General features: G+C 57.3%; 15 protein-coding genes. 6 read left to right on the forward strand and 9 right to left on the reverse strand.

The annotated features are described in order from the left end of the window. Positions 1-189: 189 nt before the first annotated feature. Genes ACR0BT_RS04020 through ACR0BT_RS04040 form a run of 5 tightly spaced genes read right to left on the reverse strand, consistent with a single transcriptional unit; the run spans position 190 to position 5,510 of the window. The gene (locus ACR0BT_RS04020) at positions 190-1,167 is read right to left on the reverse strand and encodes an HpcH/HpaI aldolase/citrate lyase family protein (protein WP_480762580.1); all 978 of its coding nucleotides are present in this window, start codon (positions 1,165-1,167) and stop codon (positions 190-192) included. A gap of 28 nt (positions 1,168-1,195) precedes the next feature. Further along, positions 1,196-2,167, reverse strand: a complete 972-nt coding sequence (locus ACR0BT_RS04025; RefSeq protein WP_480762688.1) for a 2-hydroxyacid dehydrogenase — start codon at positions 2,165-2,167, stop codon at positions 1,196-1,198. Further along, the gene (gene sucD / locus ACR0BT_RS04030) at positions 2,167-3,057 is read right to left on the reverse strand and encodes a succinate--CoA ligase subunit alpha (RefSeq protein ID WP_170613799.1); all 891 of its coding nucleotides are present in this window, start codon (positions 3,055-3,057) and stop codon (positions 2,167-2,169) included. The genes ACR0BT_RS04025 and sucD overlap by 1 nt, the downstream gene beginning before the upstream one ends. Beyond that, positions 3,057-4,253 carry a malate--CoA ligase subunit beta gene (locus ACR0BT_RS04035; protein WP_170396612.1) on the reverse strand — a complete coding sequence of 399 codons (1,197 nt, stop codon included), beginning with the start codon at positions 4,251-4,253 and terminating at the stop codon, positions 3,057-3,059. The genes sucD and ACR0BT_RS04035 overlap by 1 nt, the downstream gene beginning before the upstream one ends. Positions 4,254-4,268: 15 nt before the next feature. Beyond that, complete coding sequence (locus tag ACR0BT_RS04040) at positions 4,269-5,510, reverse strand: pyridoxal-phosphate-dependent aminotransferase family protein (RefSeq protein WP_480570136.1); 1,242 nt, start codon at positions 5,508-5,510, stop codon at positions 4,269-4,271. A gap of 215 nt (positions 5,511-5,725) precedes the next feature. Here ACR0BT_RS04040 and ACR0BT_RS04045 point away from each other — a divergent pair, with 215 nt between their 5' ends. Next, positions 5,726-6,361: a response regulator transcription factor gene (locus ACR0BT_RS04045; RefSeq protein WP_255612072.1), complete on the forward strand. Its 636-nt coding sequence runs from the start codon at positions 5,726-5,728 to the stop codon at positions 6,359-6,361. 784 nt (positions 6,362-7,145) lie between these two features. Here ACR0BT_RS04045 and ACR0BT_RS04050 read toward each other — a convergent pair. Further along, positions 7,146-7,823, reverse strand: a complete 678-nt coding sequence (locus ACR0BT_RS04050) for an aspartate/glutamate racemase family protein (RefSeq protein ID WP_170396608.1) — start codon at positions 7,821-7,823, stop codon at positions 7,146-7,148. Between the two features lie 263 nt (positions 7,824-8,086). On the opposite strand from ACR0BT_RS04050, the gene ACR0BT_RS04055 reads away from it, so the two are divergent. The 5 genes from ACR0BT_RS04055 (at position 8,087) to ACR0BT_RS04075 (ending at position 11,922) form a co-directional block, all read left to right on the forward strand. After that, positions 8,087-8,509 carry a DUF2852 domain-containing protein gene (locus ACR0BT_RS04055; protein ID WP_170396606.1) on the forward strand — a complete coding sequence of 141 codons (423 nt, stop codon included), beginning with the start codon at positions 8,087-8,089 and terminating at the stop codon, positions 8,507-8,509. A 65-nt stretch (positions 8,510-8,574) separates the two neighbouring features. Continuing rightward, positions 8,575-9,006, forward strand: a complete 432-nt coding sequence (locus ACR0BT_RS04060; protein ID WP_170396604.1) for an RDD family protein — start codon at positions 8,575-8,577, stop codon at positions 9,004-9,006. 74 nt (positions 9,007-9,080) lie between these two features. Beyond that, positions 9,081-9,905: an arginyltransferase gene (locus tag ACR0BT_RS04065; RefSeq protein ID WP_170396602.1), complete on the forward strand. Its 825-nt coding sequence runs from the start codon at positions 9,081-9,083 to the stop codon at positions 9,903-9,905. A gap of 6 nt (positions 9,906-9,911) precedes the next feature. Further along, positions 9,912-10,319: a VOC family protein gene (locus ACR0BT_RS04070; RefSeq protein WP_480762581.1), complete on the forward strand. Its 408-nt coding sequence runs from the start codon at positions 9,912-9,914 to the stop codon at positions 10,317-10,319. Positions 10,320-10,563: 244 nt separating this feature from the next. Further along, complete coding sequence (locus ACR0BT_RS04075) at positions 10,564-11,922, forward strand: dicarboxylate/amino acid:cation symporter (RefSeq protein WP_480762582.1); 1,359 nt, start codon at positions 10,564-10,566, stop codon at positions 11,920-11,922. 53 nt (positions 11,923-11,975) lie between these two features. On the opposite strand, the gene ACR0BT_RS04080 is transcribed toward ACR0BT_RS04075, so the two are convergent. The 3 genes from ACR0BT_RS04080 to ACR0BT_RS04090 form a co-directional block, all read right to left on the reverse strand. Then, complete coding sequence (locus tag ACR0BT_RS04080) at positions 11,976-14,330, reverse strand: TRAP transporter large permease (RefSeq protein WP_480762583.1); 2,355 nt, start codon at positions 14,328-14,330, stop codon at positions 11,976-11,978. Between the two features lie 17 nt (positions 14,331-14,347). Continuing rightward, the gene (locus ACR0BT_RS04085; protein ID WP_170396594.1) at positions 14,348-15,274 is read right to left on the reverse strand and encodes a TRAP transporter small permease subunit; all 927 of its coding nucleotides are present in this window, start codon (positions 15,272-15,274) and stop codon (positions 14,348-14,350) included. 117 nt (positions 15,275-15,391) lie between these two features. Continuing rightward, positions 15,392-16,474 (reverse strand): TRAP transporter substrate-binding protein, encoded by a 1,083-nt coding sequence (locus ACR0BT_RS04090; protein ID WP_170396967.1) that lies wholly within the window; start codon positions 16,472-16,474, stop codon positions 15,392-15,394. Between the last annotated feature and the right edge of the window lie 16 nt (positions 16,475-16,490).

The following is a 16,490-nucleotide window of genomic DNA, read 5'->3' on the forward strand; positions in this document are numbered from 1 at the left end:
GCGACAGAACCTATCTGGTTTGGTCCGAAAAACATCGTTTTCAGGCAAGGCTGTGAGTGTTCAAGGTAGTGTGTTGCAGACTTCAGCCATATCGATTGAATGACCACCGAAGTCTGCAGATGTTGCCTGCCCCGGACCTGCCGAGGCAAGCGCGCGCACCCCTACTTCAGTGCCCAATGCGGGCTAAAATCACGCTGCCGCGATCTGGCGAGCCTTTTCGACCATCACTTCGGCCTGGCGGATCGAGGCATAGTCGATCAGACGACCATCCAGAGACACCGCACCTTTGCCTGCGGTCTCGGCCTCGGCCATAGCAACAAGGATACGCTGCGCCTTGGTGACTTCGGCATCGCTGGGTGACATGACCTCATTCGCCAGAGCGATCTGGCTGGGATGGATGGCCCATTTGCCTTCGCAGCCCAACACCGCCGCCCTTTTGGCAGCTGCCTTATAGCCTTCAGGATCCTGGAAATCACCGAACGGACCATCAATCGGACGCAGACCGTTGGCACGGGCGGCGACAACCATACGGGCGAGCGCGTAGTGCCACATATCGCCCCAATGGGTTGCGCGCGCAGCATCGCCATCCGGGTCAGTCAGAACCGAATAGTCGGGGTTCACGCCACCAATGATCGTGGTTCGCGCGCGGGTCGAGGCTGCATAGTCCGCCACACCGAAGTGCAGGCTCTCATTGCGGCTCGAGGCCGCCGCGATTTCGCTGACATTCTGCATGCCCAGAGCGGTCTCGATGATATGCTCGAACCCGATGCGTTTCTTGTAACCCATCGCGTCTTCGATCTGCGTGACCATCATATCGACGGCATAGACATCTGCTGCTGTGCCGACCTTGGGGATCATGATCAGGTCCAGCCGCTCACCGGCTTGTTCGACTACATCCACAACATCGCGATACATGTAATGCGTATCCAGCCCGTTGATGCGCACCGACATTGTCTTGCTGCCCCAGTCGATATCGTTCAGGGCTTGAATGATGTTCTTGCGGGCCTGCTCTTTTTCATCCGGGGCTACCGCGTCTTCGAGATCTAGGAAGATCACGTCCACATCCGAGTTCGCGGCTTTTTCGAACATGCCGGGCTGGCTGCCCGGCACGGCGAGTTCGCTGCGGTTCAGGCGCGCGGGGGCCTGTTCGATGGCATAAAAGCTCATGGGTTTTGCTCCTTTGAAGAAGGGTTCGTCAGATTACGCGGTCACGGGGTGGGCGACCAGCGAAGAAGTCGCCCAGATTGTCCAGCACGCGAAAGCCCATGGCTTCGCGCGATTCTTTTGTTGCGCTGCCCAGATGCGGCAGCATCACCAAGTTGTCGCATTGCAACAGGTCAGGGTTGATGCGCGGCTCGCCGTCGAAAACATCCAGCGCAGCGCCGCCGATCGTGTCGAACATCAGCGACTGTACCAAAGCGCGCTCGTCCACCACCTCACCGCGCGCGGTGTTGATCAGGAAGGCGTCGGGTTTCATCAAGTCCAGCCTGCGCCCGTTGATCAGGTGCCGGTTCGCGGCCCCGCCGGGGCAATGCAGCGAGACGAAATCGCACTGCGGTAACAGATCGTCCACTGTCTCGACCTGCGTGGCGTTGAATTGCTTCAGTACGTCTGGCGACACGGTGCTGCGGTTCTGTACGAGAATTTTCATGCCGAAACCGTGATGAGCGCGGCGGGCCATTTCCTGACCGATGCGGCCAAAGCCGATGATACCCAGCGTCTTGCCGCTGACCTTGGTGCCGACCAAATGGGTCGGACGCCAGCCGGTCCAGCCGCCAGCGCGCAGCTCGCGTTCACCCTCGCCCGCGCGCCGAGCGGCCATCAGCAGCAGCGTCATGGCCAAATCAGCGGTGCATTCGGACAGGACATCCGGCGTGTTCGTGACCGTCATACCCAGATCTCGGGCCGCCGGTTCACAGATGTGGCTGTAACCCACGCCGTAGTTCGCCAAAATCTTGGTTTGTGCGGTTGGTACGTCCAGCGCCTCGGCGCTCAGTGTATCTGTCACTGTCGGCAGAACCGCGTCGTATGTCTTCAACGCGTCGCGGAGTTCAGCCGGAGACATCGGATTGTCCCCGGTATTCAGCACGGCGTTGTAGTTTTCGGCCAGTTGCGCCTCGACGGCGGCAGGCCAGCGACGGGTGACAAGGACCGAAGGTTTGACCATCACGCAGCCTTTCCCATGACACGGGCGATAGTCTCGCCGATCACCGCGGGGTTTTCAGCAACCGTCACACCAGCCGCCGACAGGATTTCCACCTTCTCGCTGGCACTTTCGCCAAAGGCCGAGATGATCGCGCCAGCATGGCCCATGGTCCGGCCCTTGGGCGCGGTCAGACCCGCGACATAGGCCACAACAGGCTTGGTGACGTGGTCACGGATGTATTCTGCAGCCTCGGCTTCCTGAGGGCCGCCGATCTCGCCGATCATGGCTATGACCTCGGTGTCTTCGTCCTGTTCGAACCGCTCAAGGATATCGCGGAAGGACGAGCCGTTGATCGGATCACCGCCGATGCCGACGCTGGTCGAGACACCGATGCCGCGCTCTTTCAACTGCGCTGCGGCCTCGTAACCCAGCGTGCCCGAACGTCCGATGATGCCCACATTGCCTGGCAGGTAGATATGTCCCGGCATGATGCCCAGCAACGCCTTACCGGGGCTGATGGTACCGGCACAGTTCGGACCGGTCAGCACCATGCGCTTGTCCTTAGGATAGCGGTACATGTAGCGTTTTACGCGGATCATGTCCTGCGCGGGGATGCCGTCGGTGATGCAGACGCAATAGCGAATACCGGCATCTGCGGCCTCCATGATCGAATCCGCCGCAAACGGCGGAGGCACGAAGACAAGGCTAGCCTCGGCGCCAGTGGCCTCAACCGCCTGTTTGACGGTGTCGAATACGGGTACGCCTTCGACGGTCTCTCCGCCTTTGCCGGGAACAACGCCGCCAACGACGTTGGTGCCATATTGCACCATATCCTTGGTATGCAGGCGCGCCATGCGTCCGGTGATGCCCTGAACGATAACGCGGGTGTCGCGGTCCAGAAGAATGCTCATTACACAGCCCTCATCTTGGTGTTTTGGGACAGATCGTTGCGCCATGCACCCACAGCGCGTTCAGCGGCTTCCATAAGGGTTGTCGCGCGGATGATTGGCAGGCCCGATTTGGCCAGGATTTTCTGACCTTCCTCGACATTGGTACCCGCCAGACGCACGATGACCGGCAGGTCGATTTCCAACTCGCGCAGCGCCTGTACTACGCCCTCGGCCACCCAGTCACAGCGGTTAATGCCTGCGAAGATATTGACCAGCACCGCCTGAACGTTGTCATCGGACAGTACCAGTCGGAACGCTTTGGCCACCCGCTCGGGCGAGGCACCGCCACCGATGTCCAGAAAGTTCGCAGGTTCACCGCCAGCCAGCTTGATGGTGTCCATCGTGGCCATGGCCAAACCGGCACCGTTCACGATACAGCCGATATTGCCGTCCAGTCCGACATAAGACAGTCCGCGATCCGCCGCGCGGCTTTCGCGCGGGTCTTCCTGACTTTTGTCGCGCAATTCAGCAACCTGCGGATGGCGAAACAGGGCATTGTCGTCAAAGCTCATCTTCGCGTCCAACGCCAGCACACGGTCGTCACCAGTGATGACCAACGGGTTGATCTCGACCATAGTCGCGTCCAGCTCGCTGAACGCAGCATAGCAACCCTGCAGGGTACGGACCATGTGTTGAATTAGGCGAGGTTCCAGCCCCAGATTAAACGCTATTTCGCGGGCCTGAAACTCCTGCAGTCCAACGGCAGGTTCAACGATTGAGCGGACGATACTGTCGGGGCGCTCAGATGAGATTTCTTCGATCTCCATCCCACCTTCCGAAGAGGCCACTATCATCACCCGCTGACTGGACCGATCCAGCACAAAGCCCAGATAAATCTCGCGATCAATCGGTACGGCGGCCTCCACATAGACGCGGTAGATGCCTTTGCCCTCGGGGCCGGTCTGGTGCGTCACCAGCTTGCGGCCAAACATCTCGTCACAAGCCTCGTATATTTCGCTTTCCGAGTTGCACAGCTTTACACCACCGGCCTTTCCACGCCCGCCAGCATGGACTTGCGCCTTAATAACCCACTTGTCACCACCCAACTCACGCGCGCGATATGCCGCTTGCTCGGGGCTGTAGGCCAAAGCCCCCGAAGGGACCTCGACGCCGAAATTCGAAAGAAGTTCTTTCGCCTGATATTCATGGATATCCATCTGCATTCCCTCCCGTTATGCAGCGATAGATGTGCCGTAGCGACTTTCCAAAAGTGCTTCGATGGCTTCGAAATCAACCGAGCCGCCCATCTCGCGGATGGCCTGGGCGAACAGCCTGACGATGCGACTGACCGATTGGTGGGTTAGCTGGTTCAGGATGCCGATACGGACTTGAACCGGGGCGCTGAGCGTGGGCCAGATGCCAAAGCCACGGGCGCGGCAGTTCTGTACCAACTCCATCTCACGACCCGCCAGCTCTGCGGGCAGGTTCAGCACCACAAGGCTGGGCATGTCCGATGTGACCTGGCAACCCATCGCGGTGACGGCGTCGCGCAGGACGGCCTCATGCGTGCGATAGGAATGCGCACGTTTGGCCAACCCTTCCTGCAGAGTCAGGCGCAGCGATTCATGGAAGGCGGCGACCGCATAGCCCGAATGGGTACGGTGATAGGTGCCCTTTTCCACGTCTTGCCCGTCAACGATGCCCCAGTGGCGTGCTTCGAAAATCGGGTTGTGGACGTATGTATAGGCGCCGGAGGTCTTCAGCGCGTCGATATAGGCGTCGGTGAAGCTGACCGGCGCATAGGTCAGCGGTAGGCAGCACAGCCCTTTTTGCGGGCACGAGGCCCATCCCGCGACACCCGGATAGTCATCGATGCTGAAATCCGCGATACCCAACGACGATACGGCATCGATCAAACCCATCACATCGTGGCGTTCACAGGCGTCCGAGAAGCCACGCAGGTCGTTGACCCGACCCGACCCGGTTTCCCAATGCGCCATGAAGGCCCACTTCGGTTTGTGCGTGGCCAACACCTCTTCGACCATCTCGCCTGTGACGGGCTGGCCATGAGGAACCTCAATAACGGCGACACTCGCAGCTTGTGGGTCCAGAGGGTTGGTCGCGTGCTCTTCCGGTGTTGCAGCCTTGATCCGCAGAGTCATCGCATCGATGCCCGAGAAGGTGCCATTGGTGAAGGCCACAACCTTGTCACCCGGCATCACCGCCGAGAACATGGTGTCCAGCCCACTCCATCCGGTGCCAGCAACCGCGAAGGTATGGGTGTTGGCGGTGCCCCAGATCAGACGCAGCATGTGCTTGCATTCGATCATGCCACGCAGCACGTCGCTCTGCATGTGGTCGGCAACGCCGGCGCTGGCAAACGCCTGCAAAACACGTGCGTCGGTGTTTCCCGGTCCTGGGCCAGCGGCCAGCGTCTCGGGGATGTCGAGCGTTGGATAAATCTGAAACGTCATGTGCTCCTCCTGTGCGTCGGGTGTGTTCGATACCGCCGATCGCCTTGACCCAGAGGAAAACTGAAACTTGCGCCGGGGCACAACGTAACTTACTACAGCTTTAGCATATCTTGTTAGGTGGGTATTAACCTACCCATTTTGGTAAATATGCCAATGTATACTGAAAGCATCCCCACCAAAATGGGTAGGTTTAGATAAAATCAGACGGGAAAACAATGTCCGACACATCTCAACGCCCCATTGATGTCATGCTGGCCAACAACAACCCTTTGGTGCTGTCGGCCATGTCCGAGATCTTCGAGCGCGACCCGCGATTCTCTCTGGTGGCCACTTCAGCGACCGCCGAGGGATTTCTGGGCACAGTCATGCGGGTGCCGGTTCAGGTGGGGATCGTGTCCTGGGAACTTCCTGCTTTGGGCGCGGCAAAACTGATTGAGGTTCTGCGCGAGCAGACCAACGCGCCACGCTTTGTGGTCTATGGGGACGAGGCTGGGGACGTACCGCGTCAGGCTATGCAGGCCGGGGCCGCAGGGTTCGCGCCGCGTTCGGGCGAGGTCGAAGGCTTGCTGGAAACCTGTGTCGATGTCGCTAAGGGCAAAATGGTATTTCCCTATATCGACGTGCGCAAAATGCATCAAAACCCGTTGCAGACTCTGTCGCGCAAGGAACTCGCTATCCTTGAGGCACTGGCGCAGGGCATGTCCAACAAGGAATTGTCGAAAGAGCTGCAGATTTCGACCAACACGGTAAAGTTCCATCTGTCGAACATTTACGACAAGCTGTCGATCAAGAACCGCGCGCAGGCGATTGCCTTCTATTACGCTTCAAAACTGGACAACGGAAACTCGTGAACTGCGAAACCTCGTGGCGTCCGTTGCTAAGGTTTAGATTGTTAAGCGGCTGGTTCAGCGAATTGATGAAACGGACAGGTTCTGGGTATGATTTGACCTTTGCGGATCATATGCGTCACTTACCTTTCGTCGAGCGTTACCCCCGCTGATTTGAGCGCGCTGACCCAGCCGATCTGAGGTTGAGCGTATGAATGACATCTGGGCCATGGACATCGCGTCGGACCGGCTGGCGTAGATCAAGGGCAAACCAGCGGGCTATGCCTACTATGAGGCGTTGTCGCCGTGCACTGAATTTCTGGACGCAGATATACGCTGATGCTCCAGCCCAGATTTTGTGCCCGTAATTCTAGGATATACACGGGACACCAAATCGCTATTAGGCCGCCCAAGGGCAGCGATTCAGTTGGGGGACCCGAACCTGATCGCAACCCTCGTTGCCTTCGTTCTGTAGTAAGCTCGGTTCGAACACGGCTTCGAACTCAGAGCCTTTCACCCTGACTTGACTGGTCGAAAAAGAGCTTTGCCATAGTCTTTGCGACCCGACCACCGTGAGCGGATACATCAACGGGCAGTAATAATCGCCTTCGGTTGTCTTTCGAGCATTCTTTCCCGATGTTGCGCTAAATATTTCAATCATGCGCCCTGCGCATTGCCTGCCATCCGCCGCGGCAAATGATCTTGTGCATCAACTAATTTCAACGATTGAACGCATCAATTAACAATTTTGATAAGCAACATACCATTGCTACCACTCGACCTCTGACGCAACTAGTAAAAAAACCGGCTAGGAATAAGAACAAAGCTTTGACGTCGTCAATCTGGATTTGACAAGGGCTTCGGCAAAAGTGACGGCACATGCAACGTCATCTACCACCGGCAGGCCGAACTCTTCGGACAGTTGTGACATCAGATCTGTCATGCCAGCGCAGCCCAGAACAATCGCTTCCGCTCGGTCTTCTTCGATTGCGGCGCGTATCTCTGCCCGTATTATATCGATGGTCTTGGGGTCGTTTTCCTCCAGCTTCAAAACCGGCACATCCGAAGCCCGAACCCTGACACATCTGCGATCTAAGCCGTATCGCAACAAGTTTGCCTCTAGCCCTGCTAGAGATCGGGACAAAGTGGTGATGACGCTAAATTTTGGACTGATCATGGAAGCCGCGTGGTAGGCCGCCTCCCCAACGCCGATGACTGGCGCCGAAGTGACGCAGCGCACGGCGTCGACTCCGGTATCATCGAAACAAGCAACAACAATTGCGTCCGCATCAGCATGCGCCTTCACGACCTCCAGAAGACCGGGAACACAGGTAGAGACCTCCAGATAGCCCTGAATGCTGGCGGGGCCTTCTTGCGAATTGGCGGCAATGATCGTGGTTTCGGAATGCGCAGCGGCCCGTGCAGCTTCTTTGATCTTTCGCGTCATGGAGGCGGTGGTGTTGGGATTTACAACAAGCAGTTTCACAGCGTCCTCACACTTCTCCGCCCAGATAGGCGGCTTTGATCCGGGGACCAGTGAGCGAAGAAACCAGAAAACGACTTGCTGCAATTATCCATGTCGAAATTTGAATAAAACCATGGCGCGCTTCACCCCGCTGATTGATCCGCCCGGTCAGACGCTGGATTCCGAAAAATGTAAATCTTTTTCACATACCCCCTTGCAACCACCTATCCCCCCTCCCATCTTGGTAATGTGAAAAGCATTTACATCCTAACTGGAGAGAGCACATGACCGCATTGTCCGACCACGCCGTTCCCCAAAATCCGGGATGGCTGCACCGAAGCGAAGCCTGGCTTGATAGCAAGGGCAAAGGCGCCTGGATCGCCGCAATGGTCCTTGGCTTTATCTTCTTCTGGCCCATCGGCCTGGCCTTTCTTGCCTATATGATCTGGAGCAAACGCATGTTCAGCAAATCCTGCAGCCGCCGTTCGTCGTGGAACAGCCACATGAGCGCCATGAAACCTTCGGGCAACAGCGCGTTTGACGCCTACAAGGCCGACACCCTGGCGCGTTTGGAGCGCGAACAGAAAGACTTTGAGGCGTTCCTGCACCGCCTGCGCGAAGCCAAGGACAAGGCCGAGTTCGACGAGTTCATGGACGAACGCGCCCGCGATAATCGTGATGACGAAAACGGCGAACAACCTGCCTAATTGCGGCTTGCCCTGTCCCGCCCATCGGGACAGGGTGTTTCTGCACAATACCCGGATTACAGTCTATGTCTCATCTGCCTGACCCCGACAGCCAACCCGAATTCTACCAATCCGTAGCGACCAAGCGCTTTTTCGCGTGGCTGTTCGACATCGCCTTTATCTCATTGCTCTGTACAGTTGCGATTCTGCTGACCTTTGGCATGGGCTTCTTCATATTGGCGCTGATCTACGCAGTCATCAGCTTTGTCTATCGCGTTGTTACCATCGCCAACGGCTCGGCCACGCTGGGGATGCGCTTCATGGGGATAGAATTGCGTGACGCCTTTGGCGCCCGAATGGATACGGGGAAAGCCATTGCACATACGGCAGGTTACTTTGTCAGCATGGCGATCCCGGTACTACAGATCATTTCGGTCATCATGATGATGACCAGCGCCCGCTGTCAGGGCCTGACCGATGCCTTCCTCGGCACCGTGATGATCAACCAGCGCGCCTAAAAACACCTGAGTGAAACACTTGGCTGCGCCAAAAACCGTTGCTATCATCGGTTCCGAGGAAATGCGGGACCTTCATGCGACACACGCTGCCAATTGCGCCACAATTCTATGTGACGGCACCCCAGCCCTGCCCTTACCTTGAGGGCAGGATGGAGCGCAAACTGTTCACCGCCCTACAGGGGGAAGGTGCGGATCAATTGAACAATTGCCTTTCGCAACAAGGATTTCGCCGCTCGCAGAACGTACTGTATCGCCCGTCCTGCACCGACTGCGCCGCCTGTCTGTCTGCCCGTATCGATGTGTCAGCCTTTCAGCCAAGCAAAAGCCAAAAACGGGCCCACAAGCGCAATTCCTACTTGATCCGACGTGCAACATCGCCCTGGGCAACGGATGAACAGTTCGACCTGTTCCGTCGGTATCTGGACGCGCGCCATGCGGATGGCGGCATGGCCGATATGGATGTCTTCGAATTCGCCGCGATGATCGAGGAAACCCCGATCCGCAGCCGGGTCGTAGAATATGCCGATCCTGAAACCGGCGAGCTGATCGCCGTCAGTTTGACCGATGTACTGGATGACGGGCTGAGCATGGTTTACTCATTCTACGATCCAGAGTTCCAGCAAAGCTCGCTGGGCACTTACATGATTCTCGACCATATCGAGATCGCGCGCGAGGCTGGGTTGCCCTATATTTATCTGGGCTATTGGGTGCCCGGCAGCCCCAAGATGGGATACAAGGCCAAATTCGCGGGCTTGCAGGTCTATATGCAGGGTGAATGGCAGCGAATTAAAAATCCCGAGCAGTGTGACCATACGGCCCACCACCCCCTTTCGTCGGCCCCGATTGCCGAGCAGGTGGCCAACATCCAACTGCCTGACCGCCACCCCACCAAAGGTTAATCTATCATGCGTCAGAGCCTTCATGCGGTGACGCTGGTCGTCCCGGATTATGACGCAGCGATCGCGTTCTACACCAAAGTGCTGTGCTTTACTCTGACGCAGGATATTGATCTGGGCGATGGTAAACGCTGGGTGCGGATCACGCCTCCGGGCTCGGATGGTGCTTCGTTGTTGCTGGCCCAGGCTGTGGGCGCGGAACAGATCGCATCGGTTGGCAATCAAACCGGTGGGCGCGTTGGCTTTTTCCTCGAAACAGATGATTTCTACCGCGATCACGCGGCGATGCTGGAAGCAGGCGTAGGATTTGAAGAGCGCCCGCGCCATGAACCCTATGGAATTGTCGCAGTCTGGCGGGATCCTTTCGGAAATCGTTGGGATTTGATCGAATTTTCAGCACCTGTATCGACAAAATAAATACATTTTTTTCATCACGTTAAACTACCTTCCGCCATGCTGCGCCCAATTGTTAAACAATCTTAATCGACCTTCCCCAGCCCGTGCGATTGAAAGTTGACGCAAGGTCACCAAATTAGCCGCACTTCTAAACGTCCAGCCCAAACCTGAAACCCGCAGCTCAATCAGACGCTGACCGGGCTGGCTTTATTGTCGCTACGGCAGGCCTCCCACCCTGTCGCAGAGGTTCTGAAGGAGGGGGAAAATGACATATGCCGCACGCCGACTGGTTTCGGCCACGCTGACGACCCAGATTCTGGTCGCGCTCGCCTTGGGCTCGATCTTTGGTCTGGTCTTGAACTATCTCGATATCGCTGCGCTCAACGCAACACTTGTGCAGGGTGTGCTGTCCATGTTTGGGCAAATGTTCCTTAATGCACTTCAGATGCTTGTTGTGCCGCTGGTTGTGTTCTCACTGCTGTGCGGCGTTGTCGGCATTGGCGATGTCAAATTGCTGGGCCGTGTCGGAGGGCTGACCTTCGTCACCTATCTGGCCACCACCGCCTTGGCCGTGACAACTGCCTTGATTTTTGCGGGCCTCATTGGGCCGGGCACCGGATTCACGAGCCTGCATCTGGCCGGTGATAGCGTAAGCGTCGCCAACCCGCAGACCACTTGGGAAATACTGGCGAACATCATCCCAAAGAACCCGATCAACGCTCTGGCCAATGGTGAGATGCTGCAGATCATCTTCTACGTGATGGTCGTTGGTATTGCAGTGCTAAAGATGGGCAGCCGCGCCAAGGCCTTTGTGGAAGGATGCGAGTTCATGAATGAACTGGCGATGAAGATCGTCAATATCGTCATGGCCTTCGCCCCCATCGGCGTCTTCAGCCTGATTGCCCAAACCTTTGCGATGGAGGGCTTTGGCCTATTCGGACCGGTGATCGGCTATCTGACCACGATCAGCCTGACGCTGGTATTCCATCTGTGTGTCACGTTGATGGCGCTGCTGTATTTTACGACCGGGCTGAGCCCTCGGGTATTCCTGCGCAAGATGCGCTCGGCGCAGGTGTTTGCGTTCTCGACCTCAAGCTCGAACGCGACAATTCCGGCCAGCTTACAATGCGTTACGCAGCGCGTCGGTGTTGATCGTTCGGTCGCATCTTTCGGTATCCCACTGGGGGCGACGATCAACATGGACGGCACCGCAATTATGCATGGTGTGGCAACGGTATTCCTGGCCAACGCCTATGGCATTGATCTGGGGCTGAGCGGATACCTGACCGTGATCTCGATCTCGGTTCTGGCTTCGATCGGCACCGCAGGTGTGCCGGGCGTGGGGATAGTGATGCTTGCGATGGTTCTGAACCAGTTGGGTATGCCGCTGGAAGGCATCGGCATCATTCTGGCCGTCGACCGGATCCTCGATATGATGCGGACGGTTGTGAATGTCACTGGCGATGCGGTGGTGACCACCATTGTCGGGCAAAAGGTCGGCAAGCTGGACAAGGCCACGTTCGACAATCCCAATGCCGGACTTGTCGAGACCACAGACCTTGCAATCGATCATGCCACTGAAGCGGAGTTTGAAAGGCTGACACACCCGCAGTCACATTCCTGAAAAACAAACGGGGGCCCGAATGGGCCTCCGTTTTCGTTAGATTAAGCTGCAGATCAGTTCGGGATCAGGTCAGGAACGATAGTCACAATCGTGGGGAAGAACCACAGGATTGCAATGCCCACAACCTGAATGATCACGAACGGTATGATGCCACGATAGATATGGCCCGTTGTGACCTCTTTCGGCGCAACGCCCCTGAGGTAGAACAGCGCAAACCCGAACGGCGGCGTCAGGAACGAGGTCTGCAGGTTCACCGCCACCATGATGGTCACCCATTTCGGATCAAACGATCCGCCATAGATTACGGGGCCCACGATCGGGATCACAATGTAGATGATCTCAAGGAAATCCAGCACAAAGCCAAGAATGAACAGCACCAGCATCACGATCAGGAAGACCGTGAATTCATTATCAAAGCTGCGCAGGAACTGCTGGATATAGTGCTCTCCACCAAAGGAAATCACCACCAGGTTCAGCAGTTGCGATCCGATCAGGATGGTGAAGACCATCGACGTCACCTTCGCTGTCTCACGCACCACCGGTGTCAGAACCCCGCTTGAGAACAGCACCCAGCAGCCGTAGATCAAGCCGAACAGCGCATAGAGGTAGGCCGAATAGGCGATGATGAACGCGATCCAGCTTTCAACCGAAACATTGCCCTGATTGATGCGCAGATCAAAGTTCACTCCCATCACCAGTGCGATGATCACTGCGAAGGTTGACCAGATGATCACTTTGCCCGACCGGTTCTGATCCTGAAGTTTCCGATAGGCCGCTAGCATGATCGCTCCACCCGCCCCCAGTGCCGCAGCCGGCGTAGGGTTGGTGACACCGCCAAGGATCGAACCCAACACCGCGATGATCAGCACCAGCGGTGGGAAGACCACACGGATCAGATCATTGGTCGCGCAACGGGCGGCAGCTTCTTTGCACCCATGCATTGCGAGCGCAAAAGGTATGGCGAGTATCAGGAACGTAGCCCCGGACGAAGTCGTTGGCGCGATCAGCAACACGTCGACCAACAGCATCAGCAACAGGCCAATCGCTCCGACGATCAGAGGCTGCGGCGCTTGCGACGGTGCAATCCCGCGACCCAGCACCAGTGTCAGACCCAGCAGTACCACAATAACGGCGACGCCGTTGCCGATTGGCGCTGCAGCGGCGATCTTGGCCTCTTGCGCAGCAGCCAGTTCCTCTTCGCTCAGACGCTGCGCTTCGGACGAACCACCTGCTTCGTCAATCGCTTCCTGCTCGGCCACGGCCTGATCCCAGGCTGATTGCCCATGCAGTTCGATCATCGAAGCCTTACACTCTTCGGACACGTTCGTGCGCAGCGAGGCGCCCTGCCCGATATCCGTAAATGCCGAGACCGAGATGTTCTGGCTGCCAATCACTCCCGCGCTTCCCAAAAGCACCGCGCCAACAATCAGAGCAACCGGAGCGCCCAGCAGCCAGGTCAGCCCTTCCGAGCGCGTGATGGTTTCACCCGAGCCTCCCGACAATTCAACTGCCGGGGCCTTTTCCGGGTTCAACAGCGCATAGCCAAAGGCATAAAGCGCGTAGAGCAGCGCCAACATGATCCCAGGCAGCAACGCCGCCTGGAACAATGTACCCACCGAAACAACTGCAGGCTCGCCCAGATAGGTCAGCGCGTCGGTGCACCCGGCCTCAACCGCGCGCGTTTCCTGCGCGGTCGAATAGAGGTCGCCAGCCAGTGTACCTAGCAGAACGATCACGATGGAGGGTGGAATGATCTGCCCCAACGTACCCGAGGCCGCGATCACACCTGTCGCCAATTCCGGCGAATAGTTGTTCCGCAGCATGGTCGGCAGGGCCAACAGTCCCATGGTAACAACGGTCGCGCCGACGATACCGGTCGAGGCAGCAAGGAACGCGCCCACGACCACAATCGAGACCGCAAGGCCACCGGGCAGCGGGCCAAAGACGCGCGCCATCGTGGTCAGCAGGTCGTTTGCAATTTTTGAACGCTCCAGCGTGATGCCCATCAGAACGAACATCAGCACCGCCAGCAGCGTCTCGATCGACTGCCCGGCCAGAACACGTTCGTTCATGCGGTTCACGATGAAGGAAACATTCCGGTCCAGCGCGGTTTCCCAGCCTTGTACAAAGACCGGCTCGGCGATCCTTGGCAAATCCGGGTATCGGAACACGGATATCACATCAGGTTTGACGCCAGAATTCACCACGTCGCGGTAGGCTTGCGAGCCGGTGTCGATCGCCTGGTGGATCAACAGTCCGGCACTATCCAATGCAGCGATAATCCCGAACGAAATCACCCCGGCCCCACCGATGGCAAAGGCCACGGGGAAACCCGAAAGAATGCCTCCGAAGAGGCAGAAAAATACGATAATGAGGCCTATCTCGACGCCATCAAGTCCGAATAGCATTGTCTGGTTCTCCGTCCCTAATGCGCGCCTTCGTAGGCTTCTTCACCCTCGCCAAGGCTGTCCTTGTCGAGGTATTTTCCTTCACTTTCCGGCCCTTCCACGTATTCCAGATACGAGCGATACAGGAACGCAATCGCGTGCAGGAACACCATGGCGGCAAAGGCCACCAGCAGGATTTTGAACAGGAAGTAGGCGTTGAACCCGTTGGGACTAAACCCGATGGTTTCCACGTTCCAACGCAGCGCTCGGGACTTGGCCACAAGCCTATCCAGCGTGTCACTGGCCGAGGGTTTCGGCACGATCAGGTGCCGCCACATGAAGTACCATCCATACATCCAGGTCAGAACGGCCATGGGCATCATGAACAGAACCGCCCCGCACATATCAACGACGCGTTTGGCCTTGTGACTGATGCCCGCATAAATCAGGTCAACGCGCACATGGCCGCCCTGCACGAATGTGTAGGTGCAGCAAAGGCACACAACCATGGCGTTGTAGAGTTTAAGTTCTTCGGCGAACCAACTGATATCCATTTGAAAAGGGATACCCAGCCCAAAGGACATATCCGGCCGTGTGAACACCCGCTGCATGAATACGATAACGATCTGCTGAATTACCATCAGCAATCCCGCCCACGCAAAGAAGCGGCCAGTGGTATTGGCGAAGCCCTCGAGCCCGCGCACCATTCCCCACATGAAGTTCCGATAGTAAAGACCAATGGCCGTCAGCACCAGAAACAGCGCGAAGATCACGAAGAAGAACTCGACAGACCCGCCATAATAAACAAAGCGCATGATTGCTTCTTTGTTCGACCAGTCCAGCCAGAGCTGCGGATGCGTGATGGCGTATCCGAAATTATAGAAGGCTTCGGCAATGTTCTGAATGAACCAGACCAGTCCATTCCACAGGGCGCCGAAGAACGAGATACCGTTTTCGTCCTGCATGTTGTCCCCAGGTCGCATCGGTTGCACGTTTGGTTATGACGGCATGTCCGGGCCGCTTATGTGCAACAGGAAAGGCTCCCCCGATGACGGGGGAACCGATTGCATTGAGCGGATTGCTTAGCCGCGTACGCGGTCACGCTGCGAGGTGTAGACACCCGACGACAGGTTGTTCCATGCCGACGATGCTGCCATCGACTCCATAGCGCTGTCGTGAATGCGCTTGAACAGCTCATCACCCATGTTTTCGTCCAGAACTTCTTGGCTGGCTGCGCCAAACGCGTCCCAAACGCTGTCCGGGAATTCCATGACCTTGACACCACCGGCCTGCAGACGCTGCAGCGCTGCACCGTTGTTGGCCAGGAATTGTGCCAGGTTCCACTGGTGGCACTCGGCAGCTGCGATCTCGATGATCTTCTGCTGCGCGGCGGACAGGCTGTCATAAACCTCGCGGTTGGTGGCCAGCGACAGACCCGCACCCGGCTCATGGAAGCCCGCGGTGTAGTAGGTTTTGGTGATTTCCTGGAAGCCCGCTTTTTCGTCAGCCCAGGGACCAATCCACTCGGTTCCGTCAATAGCACCGGACGACAGCGCCTGATACACTTCCGAACCCGGAATGTTCTGAACGGATGCGCCCAGTTTGCCCAGCGCCTTGCCACCCAGACCCGGCATGCGGAATTTCAGGCCGTTAAAGTCTTCGGGGCTGTTGATCTCTTTCGAGTACCAGCCACCTGCCTGCGCGCCAGTGTTACCGGCCAGGAAGGATTTCAGGCCGAAGATTTCGCCCAGTTCATCATGCAGCTCCATGCCGCCGGCATGGTAGTACCAGTTCACCAGTTCCTGTGCGGTCATGCCGAACGGAACAGCGGTGAAGAATGCATAGCCCGGGTGCTGACCCACAAAGTAGTAGTCTGCCGCGTGGTACATATCGGCCTGACCGGACGATACCGCGTCAAACACCTCAAAGGCACCAACCAGTTCACCGGCGGCTTTGATTTCAACGTTCAGGTCGCCATCCGACATTGTGGTAATGCTGTCGGCGCAACGCTGCGCGCTGTCGAACACACCTGCGAGGCCACGGCCCCACGAGGTGACCATAGTCAGCGTGCGCTTGCCTTGCGCATAGGCGGGCGCTGCCAGCGTGGTGGCTGCAGCGGCCGAGCCGCCCAGTGCTGATGTTTTCAGAAACTTACGACGATCCATATGAGTGATCCTCCCC

This window comes from Ruegeria sp. CJ6 (assembly GCF_056536665.1).